General features: G+C 40.6%; 13 protein-coding genes. 9 read left to right on the top strand and 4 right to left on the bottom strand.

From position 1 onward, the window contains the following. Positions 1 to 167: 167 nt before the first annotated feature. The 4 genes from ACWXWT_RS11500 (at position 168) to ACWXWT_RS11485 (ending at position 5,372) form a co-directional block, all read left to right on the top strand. Positions 168 to 1,760 (top strand): ABC-F family ATPase, encoded by a 1,593-nt coding sequence (locus tag ACWXWT_RS11500; protein ID WP_456041724.1) that lies wholly within the window; start codon positions 168 to 170, stop codon positions 1,758 to 1,760. 120 nt (positions 1,761 to 1,880) lie between these two features. Further along, entirely contained in the window at positions 1,881 to 2,246 is a 366-nt protein-coding gene (locus ACWXWT_RS11495; protein WP_456041723.1) for a hypothetical protein, read from the top strand. Between the two features lie 26 nt (positions 2,247 to 2,272). Next, complete coding sequence (locus ACWXWT_RS11490; protein ID WP_456041722.1) at positions 2,273 to 3,079, top strand: alpha/beta fold hydrolase; 807 nt, start codon at positions 2,273 to 2,275, stop codon at positions 3,077 to 3,079. A 292-nt stretch (positions 3,080 to 3,371) separates the two neighbouring features. After that, the gene (locus ACWXWT_RS11485) at positions 3,372 to 5,372 is read left to right on the top strand and encodes a methyl-accepting chemotaxis protein (RefSeq protein WP_456041721.1); all 2,001 of its coding nucleotides are present in this window, start codon (positions 3,372 to 3,374) and stop codon (positions 5,370 to 5,372) included. 175 nt (positions 5,373 to 5,547) lie between these two features. Here ACWXWT_RS11485 and ACWXWT_RS11480 read toward each other — a convergent pair whose 3' ends face one another. Both ACWXWT_RS11480 and ACWXWT_RS11475 read right to left on the bottom strand, forming a co-directional pair. Further along, a complete protein-coding gene (locus tag ACWXWT_RS11480; RefSeq protein ID WP_456041720.1) occupies positions 5,548 to 6,090 on the bottom strand; it encodes a DUF1415 domain-containing protein in 543 nt (180 codons plus the stop codon). A gap of 28 nt (positions 6,091 to 6,118) precedes the next feature. After that, the gene (locus ACWXWT_RS11475; RefSeq protein ID WP_456041719.1) at positions 6,119 to 6,724 is read right to left on the bottom strand and encodes a LysE family translocator; all 606 of its coding nucleotides are present in this window, start codon (positions 6,722 to 6,724) and stop codon (positions 6,119 to 6,121) included. A gap of 185 nt (positions 6,725 to 6,909) precedes the next feature. On the opposite strand from ACWXWT_RS11475, the gene ACWXWT_RS11470 reads away from it, so the two are divergent. Next, complete coding sequence (locus ACWXWT_RS11470; RefSeq protein WP_456041718.1) at positions 6,910 to 7,470, top strand: DUF4136 domain-containing protein; 561 nt, start codon at positions 6,910 to 6,912, stop codon at positions 7,468 to 7,470. Between the two features lie 60 nt (positions 7,471 to 7,530). Here ACWXWT_RS11470 and ACWXWT_RS11465 read toward each other — a convergent pair whose 3' ends face one another. Together ACWXWT_RS11465 and ACWXWT_RS11460 are read right to left on the bottom strand one after the other, a co-directional pair. After that, entirely contained in the window at positions 7,531 to 8,352 is an 822-nt protein-coding gene (locus ACWXWT_RS11465) for a DUF2797 domain-containing protein (protein WP_456041717.1), read from the bottom strand. A 99-nt stretch (positions 8,353 to 8,451) separates the two neighbouring features. Next, positions 8,452 to 8,958: a glycine cleavage system protein R gene (locus ACWXWT_RS11460; RefSeq protein WP_456041716.1), complete on the bottom strand. Its 507-nt coding sequence runs from the start codon at positions 8,956 to 8,958 to the stop codon at positions 8,452 to 8,454. A gap of 197 nt (positions 8,959 to 9,155) precedes the next feature. On the opposite strand from ACWXWT_RS11460, the gene ACWXWT_RS11455 reads away from it, so the two are divergent. Genes ACWXWT_RS11455 through phoU form a run of 4 tightly spaced genes read left to right on the top strand, consistent with a single transcriptional unit; the run spans position 9,156 to position 14,730 of the window. After that, complete coding sequence (locus ACWXWT_RS11455) at positions 9,156 to 11,411, top strand: ABC transporter permease subunit (RefSeq protein WP_456041715.1); 2,256 nt, start codon at positions 9,156 to 9,158, stop codon at positions 11,409 to 11,411. A gap of 58 nt (positions 11,412 to 11,469) precedes the next feature. After that, on the top strand, positions 11,470 to 13,131 hold the full coding sequence (pstA, locus tag ACWXWT_RS11450) for a phosphate ABC transporter permease PstA (RefSeq protein ID WP_456041714.1): 1,662 nt from the start codon (positions 11,470 to 11,472) through the stop codon (positions 13,129 to 13,131). Positions 13,132 to 13,158: 27 nt separating this feature from the next. Further along, on the top strand, positions 13,159 to 13,977 hold the full coding sequence (pstB, locus tag ACWXWT_RS11445) for a phosphate ABC transporter ATP-binding protein PstB (protein WP_456041713.1): 819 nt from the start codon (positions 13,159 to 13,161) through the stop codon (positions 13,975 to 13,977). A gap of 48 nt (positions 13,978 to 14,025) precedes the next feature. Further along, entirely contained in the window at positions 14,026 to 14,730 is a 705-nt protein-coding gene (gene phoU, locus ACWXWT_RS11440) for a phosphate signaling complex protein PhoU (protein WP_456041712.1), read from the top strand. Positions 14,731 to 14,974: the final 244 nt, after the last annotated feature.

Here is a 14,974-nt window from a genome sequence, read left to right as displayed (position 1 = left end):
TAGACCGATAATCCTTACAATGTCGCGCTTTATATTTCCCCCTCGGCTATGCCGTATGCCAGTTTACATATTATGATTACTTACTTGAGTCATACAAACGTCAACTTAAGTCATTAAGCTGTAATTTGATTCAGGCTTAAACACACAACACGATTTGGAATTTCATTTTGATTACAACAGCTAACATCACAATGCAGTTTGGTTCGAAGCCACTGTTTGAAAATATCTCTGTCAAATTTGGTGGCGGTAATCGCTACGGTTTAATTGGCGCGAATGGTTGTGGTAAATCCACCTTTATGAAAATCCTTGCCGGTGATTTAGAACCATCGAGCGGTAATGTATCGTTAGATGTTAACGAACGTATGGGTAAACTAAACCAAGACCAGTTTGCATACGAAGCGTTTTCAGTCGTAGACACAGTGATCATGGGCCATCGCGAGTTGTGGAAAGTAAAGCAAGAACGTGACCGCATTTATTCATTACCTGAAATGAGCGAAGAAGACGGCATTAAAGTGTCTGAACTAGAAATGGAATTTGCTGAAATGGACGGTTACACTGCGGAATCTCGCGCAGGTGACTTACTGCTAGGTGTGGGGATTGGCACAGATCAACACTTTGGTTTAATGAGCGAAATTGCACCGGGTTTTAAATTGCGTGTGCTTTTAGCGCAGGCATTATTTTCTGATCCTGATTTATTGTTACTTGACGAACCAACCAACAATTTGGATATAGATACCATTCGTTGGTTACAAGACATGTTGAATCAACGTAACAGTACTATGATCATTATTTCCCATGACCGTTATTTCTTAAACTCAGTGTGTACACACATGGCTGACTTAGATTACGGTGAATTGCGCGTGTTCCCAGGTAACTATGACGAATACATGATGGCGGCTCAGCAATCACGTGAACGTTTAATGAGTGACAACGCCAAGAAAAAAGCGCAAATTGCTGAATTACAAACCTTCGTTGCCCGTTTTTCGGCTAACGCATCTAAAGCAAAACAAGCCACGTCACGTGCCAAGCAAATTGATAAGATTAAACTTGATGATATTAAAGCATCAAGTCGTGTTAATCCGTTTATTCGTTTTGAGCAAGAAAAGAAATTGTTCCGTAATGCGCTTGTGGTTGAAAATTTAGCCAAAGGTTATGGCACACCATTATTTAGTAAACTTGACTTGATGGTCGAAGTGGGTGAACGCATTGCTATTTTAGGGCAAAATGGTGTTGGTAAAACCACATTGTTACGTACTTTAGTCCATGATATTCCACAAGACGAAGGCACTATTCATTGGTCTGATAACAACAATATTGGTTATTACGCACAGGACCATGAAGCAGATTTTGCAAACGACATGACCTTGTTCGAATGGATGAGCCAATGGCGTAAAGAAAATGATGACGACCAATCAGTACGCGGTATTTTAGGCCGTATGCTATTTGGTGCTGACGACATTAAAAAGTCAGTTAAAGTATTGTCTGGTGGTGAAAAAGGCCGTATGTATTTCGGCAAACTTATCATGCAAAAACCAAACATTTTATTACTCGACGAACCAACCAACCACATGGATATGGAATCGATTGAGTCGTTAAACAATGCATTAGAAAAATACGAAGGTACGTTAATGTTTGTATCTCATGACCGGGCATTTGTATCATCACTGGCTACACGTATTCTTGAAGTTACCCCTGATGGAATTAATGACTTCAAAGGAACCTATGATGAGTTTCTTGCCAGTAAAGGCATTGAGGGTTAAGTTGGTTACCCAACATCTCAGTTAATCGTTAACACATTAAAAGCCCTGAACAATTGTTCGGGGCTTTTTGTTTTTAAAGCCATATACTCTAACTATATATCCATTATAGGCAGTCAATTTATGAACATTACACTAGAACAAGCATCAAGCACCTTGAATGAACTTAAATGTCGTACTAATTTTAATATTAAGAATGTGACCGAATACATGCTCCCCGAACTCAAAGAGCCTGTTTATTTACATGTTGAAGGTAAAACACCGTTATTGATTATCCGTCCTGCTTTTGAGGTGTTCTCTACTGAGCTTGCTACGATTGACGGAGTGCATGCTAAATATGATTATTATCACAACGCACAGATGACCCGGTTCCCAACACGCCAAAACAAAGGCTTAAATGAAATTCACTATGGTTTAGCGTTTCGGTTTGATACCACTGATTCGATCAAATTGTTTATTCACAGGCTGATTGAGATTGTAAATGGATAGAATATTCCATTAGGAGTTCCCTACATATGACAGAGCCATTTAATATTGATCAGTTTAATTGTTCCATTAGCGGTAAGGGACAAACCCTCGTTTGGGCTCATGGTTTAATTGGCAGTATTCAAAGCGAAGATGCAATAGGCTTATATGCTTGGCATCGATTCCCTAAACATTTACAGTTAATACGTTTTGATGCAGTTGGCCATGGCTTATCTACTGCGAGTGAGTCTGTGAAGGATTACCTGTGGCCAAGACTTGCTAAAGACATGATGAGTGTCGCTACACATTACCGCGCACCATTTCCGGTCATTCTTGGTGGACAATCTATGGGCAGTGCTACCAGCTTATACGCTGCTTTAGAGCATCCTGAAAGTGTTAAGGGGCTTATATTAATGAACCCGCCGATAGCTTGGGAAGCGAGGGCAACCCGAGTCGATTATTATCATAAAATGGCCAAAGCTGCACGTATACTTGGCGGCAAAGGATTAGCCAAAATTAATGCGCAGCACCTAGATAAAATGCTTCCTAGCTGGTTAATCTCTGCACATAAACACAGTGTGTTAGGTATGCTTGATGGGCTAAAATTGATGAAACGCCGAACACTCAGTCAGTTATTTACTGCAGCAGCCCAAAATGATTTACCCAATAAACAACAACTCGCCAAAATTAACATACCGACGTTAATTTTGGCTTGGCACGGCGATGAAGCTCACCCTATTGACACCGCTGTTCACTTGCACAAAATACTCCCTAATTCTACATTACACATTGCCAATTCAATTGATGAGGTTAATGGTTGGCCTGCATTAATTGGTGATTTTTGCCTCAGTTTATAAGGTTCTATTGGTTGTGCGATTCAATATCTTTGGATGTTCTTCTGGTTTAACAACACTAAAAAAGAGTTCATCGTATCGTTCAATTAGGCTGCAGCTGTATGTTATCGTTCAAAATGGTCAGCGAAAGACTTTAATAGTTTGAAGTTAAGGAAGTTAAAATTTAAATAATGCTAAATTAGCTGTGAGCGAGATCAGAGTTTCTGGTAAAGAGTTTACGTAAATCGATTAATGTGGTTTATGGTCTAGACTGAACATAATTTATTTACTTAATTTGCTTCTTTAAAGGATGTGTATGAATTGGCAATGGATTAGCGACCTTAAAATATCGCGCAAACTGGCTTTGCTCGTTATTCCCCCTCTGTTAACCAGTATTTTATTTGGTGGTATGTTCCTTAAAAATGAATACCAAAGCCAACACCAGTTAGCACTGGTTATCGACTTAACTCAAATTGCAATTACCAATAGTGCATTAGTACATGAGCTACAAAAAGAGCGTGGCATGAGTGCGGGTTTTATCGGTTCAAAAGGACAAGCATTTAAAGACAGTGTGCCTAAGCAACGTGCTGAAACAGACAAACAGCTCCAACGGTTTAATCTTTTAGCTCAACAAGATGATTTTCCCAAACAATTACAAACGATTTATGACGAAGTTGCCTCTGCATTTAGTCAATTAGACAGCATTCGTAACCGTGTCGACGGCCTTAATATTAGTGTTGCAGACCAAGTCAGTTATTACACTCGAATTAATACGTTATTATTATCGATGGTCGACAATGCTGCGAGTCAGAGTTTAGACAGTCTCATTAGTATCAAACTCAAATCTTTCGCGGCTTTTTTACAATTAAAAGAACGAGCGGGGATAGAAAGGGCGGTTCTGAGTACCTCTTTTGGTAAGACCGAATTCCCGCCGGGGTTATATCGAAAATTCGTCACCCTTGTGGCAGAACAACAAACCTATGCTGAGCGATTTATTGCCGCTGCCAGCCCTGAGAATATTCGTACGTTTACACAAGCCCAACAAAATAGTGCTATGTCGAATGTAGACCAACTTAGAGAAATTGCTTTTACTCAAGATGGTACAGCTATGGCTGCACAAGACCCTGAAGCTTGGTTTAAGATATCAACAGTTCGAATTGAGCTATTAACACAGCTTGAGAAACAATTTAGCCAAGATTTATCACAGTTAAGTCAAGATAAACTGACACAAGCGACACAACAGATGTACCTCACGGGGGGCATCTTGTTTTTTGCTCTGTTGTTTGTGGTCGTGATGAGCATGGTGGTTTCAAAGTATTTGCATGACAGTTTAAGTTTGCTACGCAAGCAAATGTTACACGCGGGTACTGAGTTTGATTTAACCACTCGCTTGGATCATCAATCTAAGGATGAGTTTGGTCAAATGGCTGTGGCATTTAATCAAATGATGGCGGAATTTGAAGAGGTGATTAGCCAAGTACGTCGTAATGCTGTGAGCTTAGTGAATGCTGTTGAGAAAATGAATGGCTTTACTCGCGAAATGCAAGCGGATGTTCAACAGGGCTCTTCTGAGGCCGAGCAGGTTGCTTCTGCCATGACGGAGATGAGTGCAACGGTAAACGAAATAGCGGCTAATGCGACTCAAGCATCTGAAGCATCAGCCAATGCCAACATCGAAGCGCAAAGAGGCAATAATGATGTCAATAAAACGTGTGATGCTATTCAAGTGCTGGCCAAAGAGATTGCCAATGCTGCTGATGCCATTGGACGTTTAGACAACGATGTACAAGGCATAGTGACCATTCTTGATGTCATTAGCTCGATAGCTGATCAAACTAACTTATTGGCCTTGAATGCAGCAATTGAGGCCGCTAGAGCAGGTGAACAAGGCAGAGGTTTTGCTGTTGTTGCTGATGAGGTTCGTACTTTAGCACAACGCTCACAACGCTCCACTGAAGATATTAAGAATATGACTGAACAACTTAAATCTGGTGCGGCAATTGCGGTTAGTGCGATGAAACGAGGCCAATTAGAAGCACAGCAAAGTGTTGCAGAGTCTCAACATGCAGGTAATGAGCTTAAATTAATTGCTGACCATGTTAGTGTGATTGACAGTATGAACGAGCAAATTGCTACATCAACTCATGAACAGTCTGCTGTGGCTGACGAAGTGAATCGTAATGCAATGAAAATCACCGAAATCTACCATAATACCTTAGAGATCTCACAACAGATTGCTTTGCTCAATGATAACCTCTTAAGTGATGCAAGTAATATGTCGCAACAGGTCAGTAAGTTTACCCTATCAACAAGCTAAGATGATAAAAGAGATGGCTAGCGAGCAAAGTGATGGCAATCTAAGCAAAGATGGCAAACGATAAAGAGCGGTAATTGAGAGCCTAGATTTTACATTGCTTTGCGGCGTAGAGGCGATAACAACTATAGCGCTAAGAATTTATACGCTAATCGCTTGTTATCGATTCTTACACCACTTATTTAACGCAATATTGCAATAGTTTGATAAAAAAATCGCTTCCCTTACGTTCAGCAAAAGCAATATTTCGCTCAGGAATTGACTCTGGGTCGGTATAGTTGGCTAACGCGATTTCCATGCTGGCTTCACGGATAATATGCAGGCAAGGGTAAGGTGAGCGATTGGTATAATTTGCCGCACTATCTTGTGGCTCGCCATCAAAGCAATAATCTGGATGAAAGGTAGCGAGTTGATACACACCATCATAATCTTGTTCAGCTAATAACGCTGTCGCATCATCAACTAAATCTAGATAAGCATAAAAGCCTTCAAAACCGCGCGGTAAAATAAATAACGTAGTTTCTGTTTCAGGGTGATGATCTAGGTACTGACATTCTGCCAATAACGCTTTTAATACAACCTTTATTTTAGTGTCTTCAATGGCTACATAACGAATACTGGCACGTTCGACTTCTCGGCGGGCAAAGGGACATATGTTGTATTTCATTATGACATCTTTTACCCACATTTCAGTGTGGATAAGACATTCATGTTGTTCCATTAATTGGCCTTTAACCCTATTAAATACATCAGTGTGCTGTAGGTGGTAACATCATTGGAATAATGGATGCCACTAACAATAACGCCATTGAGACATTAAAAATACGTTGTTGACGTTCATTTTTGAGTAAACGCTTGAGTGCTACACCAAAACTAAGCCACACCATTGCACAAGGAAATGCCACGCATAAAAATACGCTGGCTATGGTCATTACTTGGCTGTTTAATTCCTGTTGTACCGAAGTGAATGTTGCAATTGCGCCAACTGCCATAATCCAACCCTTTGGATTAACCCATTGAAATGCTGCCGCTTGAATAAAACTAAACGGTTTGCTGACTTGCTTGCCTTCCATTTTACTGCTGCTGTTAGCAATTAACCATGACAAATACAGCAAGTAAGTTATGCCGACGACTTTTATTACAGTGTGGATCATTGGGTAGGCTTTAAATATTGCGCTTAATCCAAGCCCCACCGCTAATATCATCGTCGGGAAACCTAAACTAATGCCCATTAAATGCGGAATACTGCGTTTGATACCGAAATTGACCCCCGATGTCATTAACATAATGTTGTTTGGGCCAGGCGTTATTCCGGCAGAAAAAGCAAATAATGCTATTGCAAATACCAATTCCATGTTGTCTTTATGTCCAAGCCCCATTAAAAATTGTTGGCATTTTAACGGTTAATGCTATGACAATCTAATAAAAATTATTTACCAATTTATAATTAAATTAGTGATTGTTATCTCAAGTTTAACGGGGTAGCGTAAACCTTACATAGACAGTGTCTAAAACGTATTAATAAATAGGAGTTTCTTTTATGTTAAGAAACTTAAGTCAGGTTCTTTTTGTCCTCAGCATCGTGATGTTAACGGGATGCACAACTGATGGTGTCAGTACAACACCCACTAACCGTATTACTATGGTGGCTAGTGGTGATTTATCTACGTTATCAAAAGCATATGCTTGGCATGGAAGCATGTTTGTTGTGGATACAGCGAATAAAATGGATGAAGAAGCTTTACGCAAACAATTAATCAGTTCAGTCAATAAATTAATGGCTAACAAAGGCTATCAGTTAGTATCAATTAATGACTCGCCACAAATGATTGTTGGGTTTGGTATGGCATTAGAGTCAGAAATGAGTGATACAGAGATCCTCGCTAAAGTAGGATTAGTACCAGGTCTTTATACCCAAAATATTAATGATGATTATGAAAAGGGGTCTGTTTTAATCGCCTTTTTTAGTCCAGGAGTTAAATTGCCATTTTGGCGTGTTTTAGCGCAAGGGTTTACCGAGCCTGCTCGTATTGTTGAAGAACGAGAAGCTCGATTTGATGCGCTAACTAAAATGATGTTAAATGATATTCCAACAATTTAAATACGGTTTTGGTGAATAAAAAAGACGCGATGAGCGCCTTTTTTATCTAGCAACATTGAGTTAGTCGTGTTTGACTTCCACTTCATAAGAGCCAAATTTTCGTATATTTATTACGCCAGTATCAAAGATTAAATATTGCCCTTTAATACCTTGCAATATGCCAGTTACTTCAGCCATTTTATCGAAATTATGTGATTTCACTTTTACCGGAAAATGTTCAATAGGGTAGTTAATGGCTTGAATGTTGGCATTTAAGCGTTCAATGACAATGTCTTGGTATTCGGCCGCAAGAGCGTGCAGTTTGTCTTCAATTAATGGAATAAGCACGCTGGCTTGTTCGACTAAGTCAATATCATCGTTATGACCTTTTAGCATGGCTTGCCAATGGGTTTTATCGTTAATAAATTTGGCTAATTCAATTTCGATTAACCCAGACATTTTACGGGTCGAGACTTTAAAAATAGGCAATCCTTGGGTGGCACCTTGGTCTATCCAACGGGTTGGAATTTGTGTATGGCGGGTAATACCCACTTTTATGCCAGATGTGTTAGACAAATAAACATAATGTGGCACAAAGCAATGTGACATAGCCCATTCTGGCTCGCGGCAAGTACCTTGGTCAAAGTGACACGTTTCTGGTTTCATAATACACATGTCGCAACTGGCTAGTTTCGTCATGCATACATAACAGTGACCTTGCGAATAACTTTTTTTGGTTTTTTTACCGCAATGACTGCAAAATATATTACCGCTATGAGTCATCGTGAGCGTTTTACCAATTAATGGATTAAGGGCTAAGCGCGCTTCACCAACAGGCAATTGATACTCCACCTCATTATTGTCATTGAGGTGGGAGTTAAGTTTTGATAGCGTTCCAAACATGGTTAATCCATTTTATCTTCATTATTTTGTGGCAGTTTAGCAGATGATGTAAATGGATTTTAGGCTAAATTGAACCTAGATTGTTCACAATACGTTCGATTAAGCTGATTTGCTCAGTTTATCTAGGACTACGTCATCGCCCATTTCATAAAGTGATTCGGTTATTTGATCTTCTTGAGCCGGGTCGAGTAGTCCTAATGTCATTGTGGCTTTAAATAATGCAATACCAGTGTGGCTTGCAGTTTCATATTGACTGCTAAATTGTTCAATATTTACGCCTAGCGCATTCATTTTATTAGAAATGTGTAATACGATCCCAGGGCGGTCATATGCTACCAAGTTATAACGTAGGTGTTTAATTGGTTGTGCACTTAAGCTGGTTTTGGCAAAGGTTAGCGTTAGCCCATCAATGCACTCTAATGCATCAATTAACTGATCCCATTTGAGCGCTGGAACCTCTAACTGTAATATTGCTGCAAAAATACCGTCTATATGACGCATTTCAGAGTCAAGCCAGTTACCGCCATGACGGCTGACTACGTTGGCTATTTGTTCTACTAAACCTTTTCTATCAGGTGCTTGTAGAGTGATAAGGTAACGCATCATACAATTTTTCTCCTATAAATAATGTCTGTAACACAACTGTCATCTTTACGTCATATAATCGCAGCCACTTAAGATTGTGTTATGGTTTTACGCTTGTTTTACTTTCATTTATTTAGTCATAAATATTTATTGTTAGCATAGTAGACTGCACATTCAAAGCGCTAATTATGGCATCGATTAATTATTAGAGGTTCTTAATGGAAAGTCAGGTCAATCAACCTGGTTCTGCGGAAAAAAGTCTACTTGTTGATAGACATGCAACACGCAGAGCATTTAAGGATAAAGCAGCAGAGATCGGGGTGACAGTGGGCGGCACATTAGTGTTTGTTGCATTGTTATTAATATTTTTCTATTTGCTATATGTCATCAAGCCTATTTTTGATGGCGCTCACATAGAACCTGTCACCAGTGTGAGTTATCAACATACTGATGCCAAAACGTTAATGGTAGGAAGCGACGAGCAAAATGAAGTGCTTTACCGTGTGACAAAATTAGGTACTGTCGATTTTTACTCTTCCCTGACAGGCCAGTTGATTTCATCTTTTACCCCTAAATTACCACAAGGTACAACGGTTACAAGTAGTGCTAAGTCGAGCCCAAGTGAACAACGTTTTGCATTAGGGCTAAGTAACGGACAAGTGATTGTCGTCGGGATAGATTTTGCCGTAACTTACCCAGATAATAAACGCTTAATTACGCCTCAGTTACGCTATCCAATAGGGGATCAGCCATTAACTATTAATGACAGCGGTGCAGTTTACAATTTGGTGTTTGATTATAGCGATAGTCGTATGAGTTTCGCTTACCAAGATGCCAATGGCGCTTGGAAGTTAAACCGCCAAGAAGGCGAAGAGAACATGATGACCGAAGAGGTAGAGTGGTCATCAGATGAAGTGTTTGTTGAAGATGCACCGAGTCATGTGGTTTCTGCGTTGATGACACCTGATCATCGTCAACTTATTTTAAGCACCACCAATAAATTATTTATTTATGACACTCGTTATGCCGATGCGGTTGAATTACTGCAAGTGATTGACGTTAAAAAAGGCACTGCTAACGTAAAACAAGTTAACTTACTTGCTGGTGCTAGTTCGATAATGATTAGTTATGATAATGGTGTTATCAGTCAGTATTTTCAAGTTAACAGCGATAAGGGCCGTTTATATCAGCAAATTCGTGAGTTTGATGATATTGCCCCCGTAAGTGCGATGGCAACTGAGTTTTACCGTAAAAGTTTTGCAGTTCTGAGCCCTGAAGGCGAATTAACCTTGTTGTACACAACAAGCGAACGCAATTTGTTTGATGAAAAGTTTCAGTTAACCAACCCCGGTCAAATGGGTTTTAGTCCTCGCTCAAATGCACTCATTATTGAAGCCGATAACAAACTTAATCTTTTTGCTGTTGAAAATAGCCACCCAGAGGTTTCTTGGAGTGCCTTGTGGGAAAAGGTTTGGTATGAGGGATATCCAGAACCACAATATGTTTGGCAGTCTACCTCGGGTTCGGACGACTTTGAAGCTAAGTTAAGCTTAATGCCATTAGCATTTGGCACCATGAAAGCGGCATTTTATGCAATGTTGTTTGCGGTACCTCTCGCCATTGCGGGTGCTATTTATACAGCTTACTTTATGACACCTAAAGTGCGTAACGTGGTTAAGCCTACGATTGAGATTATGGAAGCATTGCCCACGGTTATTTTGGGTTTCTTGGCCGGATTATGGTTAGCGCCACTGATTGAAGATCATTTACCCGGGATTGTGGTGTTATTGATGTTATTACCTCTATCAATACTCACCTCTGCCTTTGCGTGGAGTAAATTACCGGAAACGTGGAAGCATCGATTGCCTGAAACCTATCAAGAATTGATGTTATTACCTGTAATTATCTTCGTTGGTTGGTTCTCGTTTACGATTAGCCCAGTGATTGAAGTGGCATTATTTGACGGCAACACTCGTCAGTTTATCACCAATGATTTAGGGATTACCTTTGACCAACGTAACGCGTTTGTTGTGGGTATTGCGATGGGCTTTGCGGTGATTCCGACAATCTTCTCAATTGCCGAAGATGCCATTTTCTCTGTACCGCGCCATCTATCTAACGGGAGTTTAGCCTTAGGAGCAACAAATTGGCAGACCCTGACTCGTGTGGTGCTGCTTACCGCAAGTCCGGGGATTTTCTCAGCAATTATGATGGGTTTAGGCCGTGCAGTAGGTGAAACAATGATTGTGCTTATGGCAACCGGTAACACTGCTATTCTCGAGTGGAGTGTGTTTGAAGGTATGCGTACTTTAGCTGCAAATATTGCCGTTGAAATGCCAGAATCGGCCATTGGCAGCTCGCATTACCGAGTGCTGTTTTTAGCCGCCTTTGTATTGTTCATATTCACCTTCTTCTTTAACACCATTGCAGAAGTGGTCCGTCAGCGTTTACGCGACCGTTATAGCTCACTGTAAGGAAAGATGATGACTCAGTTAATGATTATTTCGCCAATCGCCTTGAGAGGTTTGTGCAATGGGTAAGTGGTTTAAATCAGGTTCACCGTGGATTTGGATGACCGGTGGTGCCGTTAGTATCAGTTTAATTGCCGTATTAGGCTTGTTGTTGTTAATCGCGTGGCGTGGCTTAAGTTATTTTTGGCCTGCTGATATTTACGAATGGCAACTCGAAGACAACAATGGCGTTAAAAGTACCTTAATAGGTGAGATTTACGACCGTGAAGAAGTGCCAACAGAGCGTTTAATTTCAGCAGGTCATCAATTTGCTAAGCACCCTGGTGAGTTTGTTACTCGCTATTTGGTCAAAACCGGTAACCGTGAGTTTGTTGGTTTAGATTTTCGTTGGATTTTGGCAACAGACATCGTCAGCCGTTCTTTGCCTGCCGATGTGGCGAAGCTTGAAAGGACAAAGAACGGTAATTTTTATGGTTATCCAATTGCTGTTATCGAAGACGGTAAGCGTTTAGCGTTAACGAGCGAATCCGATATTGAGTCGTCTTTATTCAGCCATATCGATCGTGCTGTTGATATTTCAGATCAAGCATTACGTTTACAAAAAGCAGATATTGGCTCGATTAACTACCAAATTGAACGTTTACGATTAAAAGAACGAGGTTATGAGTTAGATGGTGAGTTAACTGACAAACGAAAAGCTGACATTAAAGCGCAAATTGAACAGTTAAACCAAGACTATTTGGTACTCGAAAAAGAACTGTTTGCGCTTCGTGATAAAGCGGCCCGCGATGCAGTTGTCGTTAAAGATATGCGTGGTGTTGAAGTCACCTTGCAACTGGATTCTATTCTAGACGTCAGTTATGTCAATCACATGAGCTTGTTAGATAAAGTGGGCCATTGGTTTGGCGGGATTGGTCACTTTGTTAGCGATGACCCGCGTGAAGCCAATACTGAAGGTGGGGTGTTCCCAGCTATTTTTGGTACGGTATTTATGGTGATGCTAATGGCCGTTATCGTAACGCCATTCGGGGTGATTGCAGCTATTTATTTACACGAATACGCTAAGAAAGGCCCTATTACTAAGATGATCCGTATCGCTGTTATTAACTTAGCTGGTGTTCCGTCGATTGTATATGGTGTGTTTGGTTTAGGCTTCTTTGTGTACATGATGGGAGGTTCAATTGACCAATTATTCTTTCCAGAGGCGTTACCAGCACCAACATTTGGCTCTCCTGGGGTAATTTGGTCTGCATTAACCTTAGCTATTTTAACCTTGCCAGTGGTGATTGTATCCACAGAAGAAGGCTTAAGTCGTATCCCGAGCGCGGTACGTCAAGGCAGTTTGGCACTAGGGGCAACGAAAGCAGAAACCTTATGGCGCATTGTGATCCCAATGGCAAGCCCAGCCATTATGACGGGTTTGATTTTAGCCGTTGCACGTGCTGCCGGTGAAGTTGCGCCGTTAATGTTGGTGGGTGTAGTAAAACTAGCCCCAACATTACCGATAGATATGAACTTCCCGTTTGTGCATTTAGAACGTAAGTTCATGCACTTAGGTTTCCATATTTACGATGTCGGCTTCCAAAGCCCTAACGTAGAAGCCGCACGCCCACTGGTGTATGCAACTTCGTTCTTATTAGTATCTGTAATTGTTGCCCTTAACTTAACCGCTATCAGCGTGCGCAACCATTTACGTGAAAAATTCCGTTCGCTAGAACATTAATTAGCGATATCCTGAGGAAAAGATAAAATGATTTCTATTGATAGTTCAGCAATGCAAACAGAAGCCGTTGATTTAGTTAACTTACCGGCACAGGATACCGCACTTGAGATCCGTAACCTTGATTTACGTTACGGTGACAAACAAGCGCTATTTGATGTGTCGATGAAGATCCCTAAAAAACAAGTTACGGCATTTATTGGCCCAAGTGGTTGTGGTAAATCAACACTGTTACGTTGCATTAACCGCATGAATGATTTGGTTGATAGCTGTAAAATTGAAGGTGAAATATTGCTTCATGGGCAAAATATCTATGACAAAAAAGTGGATGTAGCTGCACTACGTCGTAACGTTGGCATGGTGTTTCAGCGTCCTAATCCGTTTCCTAAATCAATTTATGAAAACGTAGTATATGGTTTACGTTTACAAGGATTAAGCAACCGTCGTGATTTAGATGAAGCGGCAGAACGATCATTACGTGGCGCCGCTATTTGGGACGAAGTGAAAGACCGTCTACACGATAATGCCTTTGGTTTATCAGGTGGTCAGCAACAACGTTTGGTTATTGCCCGTGCTATTGCCATTGAGCCAGAAGTATTATTACTCGATGAACCAACGTCAGCACTGGACCCCATTTCAACCTTAACCATTGAAGAGTTGATTACTGAATTAAAGCAACAATATACCGTGGTGATTGTGACGCATAATATGCAACAAGCGGCACGAGTGTCGGATCAAACCGCCTTTATGTACATGGGTGAATTGGTTGAATATGCTGATACCAATACCATTTTTACTACCCCTAAAAAGCGTAAAACCGAAGATTATATTACCGGAAGATACGGTTAATCTTTACTAGAACGCTTTTAATTAACATACAACATTTAGGTGGGTATCATGGAAAAAATGAATTTAAGTAAACACATATCAGGCCAGTTTAATGCTGAGCTTGATGATATTCGTAATCGCGTATTAGCCATGGGCGGTTTAGTTGAACGTCAGCTTGAACAGGCATTGGATGCATTAGCATCACTTGATACGGAATTAGCACAGCAAGTGATTGAAGGCGATCATAAAGTCAATGGCATGGAAGTGGCTATTGACGAAGAATGCACTCGTATCATTGCTAAACGTCAACCTGCTGCCAGTGATTTACGCTTGATCCTTGCCATTTCGAAAACCATTACCGATCTTGAACGTATTGGTGATGCTTGCGTGCGTATTGCCAAAGCTGCGGTAGAAAAGCGTGCTAACACTCAACAACCGCTATTGGTGAGTATCGAAAATATGGGTCGTCATGCCACACGCATGTTGCACTCAACCTTAGATGCATTAGCACGTATGGATGCCGACCAAGCATTTGAACTGCATAAACAAGATGCAAAATTAGACAAAGAGTATGAAGGTATCATCCGTCAATTAATGACCCATATGATGGAAGACCCTCGCTCAATACCCGGTGTATTAGACGTATTATGGGCTGCGCGTGCGGTTGAACGTGTCGGAGACCGTTGTAAGAATATTTGTGAGTACGTGATTTACTATGTAAAAGGCAAAGACGTTCGTCATATTTCTTACGAAGAAATGGAAAAAGAACTGTAACAGTCTGAATTGTAAACTTAAAATATAGCAAACTTAAATAAACCATGTTCGACGCTGTCAGAAAGCCCCATTGATAGGGGCTTTTTCATACTATTGAAGAATTATTGATTCGGCTAATTATACCAATCCCATTAAATATCTGGTCAGTTCAGAGTCTCTCAGGTTTTTCAATTCAAGGCACATTGATGTAGAAATGGTTGTTGCCTTTTAAATCGATGTAACACAGAAGTGGAATACCTGAGAG

This window comes from Shewanella sp. A22 (assembly GCF_053850585.1).
This window is presented reverse-complemented; position numbering and strand designations above follow the sequence as displayed.

Excerpts from the sequence above, each read along its gene's own strand:
- ACWXWT_RS11495 (WP_456041723.1), top strand. The coding sequence starts at position 1,881 with ATGAACATTACACTAGAACAAGCATCAAGCACCTTGAATGAACTTAAA.
- ACWXWT_RS11490 (WP_456041722.1), top strand. The coding sequence starts at position 2,273 with ATGACAGAGCCATTTAATATTGATCAGTTTAATTGTTCCATTAGCGGT.
- ACWXWT_RS11485 (WP_456041721.1), top strand. The coding sequence starts at position 3,372 with ATGAATTGGCAATGGATTAGCGACCTTAAAATATCGCGCAAACTGGCT.
- ACWXWT_RS11480 (WP_456041720.1), bottom strand. The coding sequence starts at position 6,090 with ATGGAACAACATGAATGTCTTATCCACACTGAAATGTGGGTAAAAGAT.
- ACWXWT_RS11475 (WP_456041719.1), bottom strand. The coding sequence starts at position 6,724 with ATGGAATTGGTATTTGCAATAGCATTATTTGCTTTTTCTGCCGGAATA.
- ACWXWT_RS11470 (WP_456041718.1), top strand. The coding sequence starts at position 6,910 with ATGTTAAGAAACTTAAGTCAGGTTCTTTTTGTCCTCAGCATCGTGATG.
- ACWXWT_RS11465 (WP_456041717.1), bottom strand. The coding sequence starts at position 8,352 with ATGTTTGGAACGCTATCAAAACTTAACTCCCACCTCAATGACAATAAT.
- ACWXWT_RS11460 (WP_456041716.1), bottom strand. The coding sequence starts at position 8,958 with ATGATGCGTTACCTTATCACTCTACAAGCACCTGATAGAAAAGGTTTA.
- ACWXWT_RS11455 (WP_456041715.1), top strand. The coding sequence starts at position 9,156 with ATGGAAAGTCAGGTCAATCAACCTGGTTCTGCGGAAAAAAGTCTACTT.
- pstA (WP_456041714.1), top strand. The coding sequence starts at position 11,470 with ATGGGTAAGTGGTTTAAATCAGGTTCACCGTGGATTTGGATGACCGGT.
- pstB (WP_456041713.1), top strand. The coding sequence starts at position 13,159 with ATGATTTCTATTGATAGTTCAGCAATGCAAACAGAAGCCGTTGATTTA.
- phoU (WP_456041712.1), top strand. The coding sequence starts at position 14,026 with ATGGAAAAAATGAATTTAAGTAAACACATATCAGGCCAGTTTAATGCT.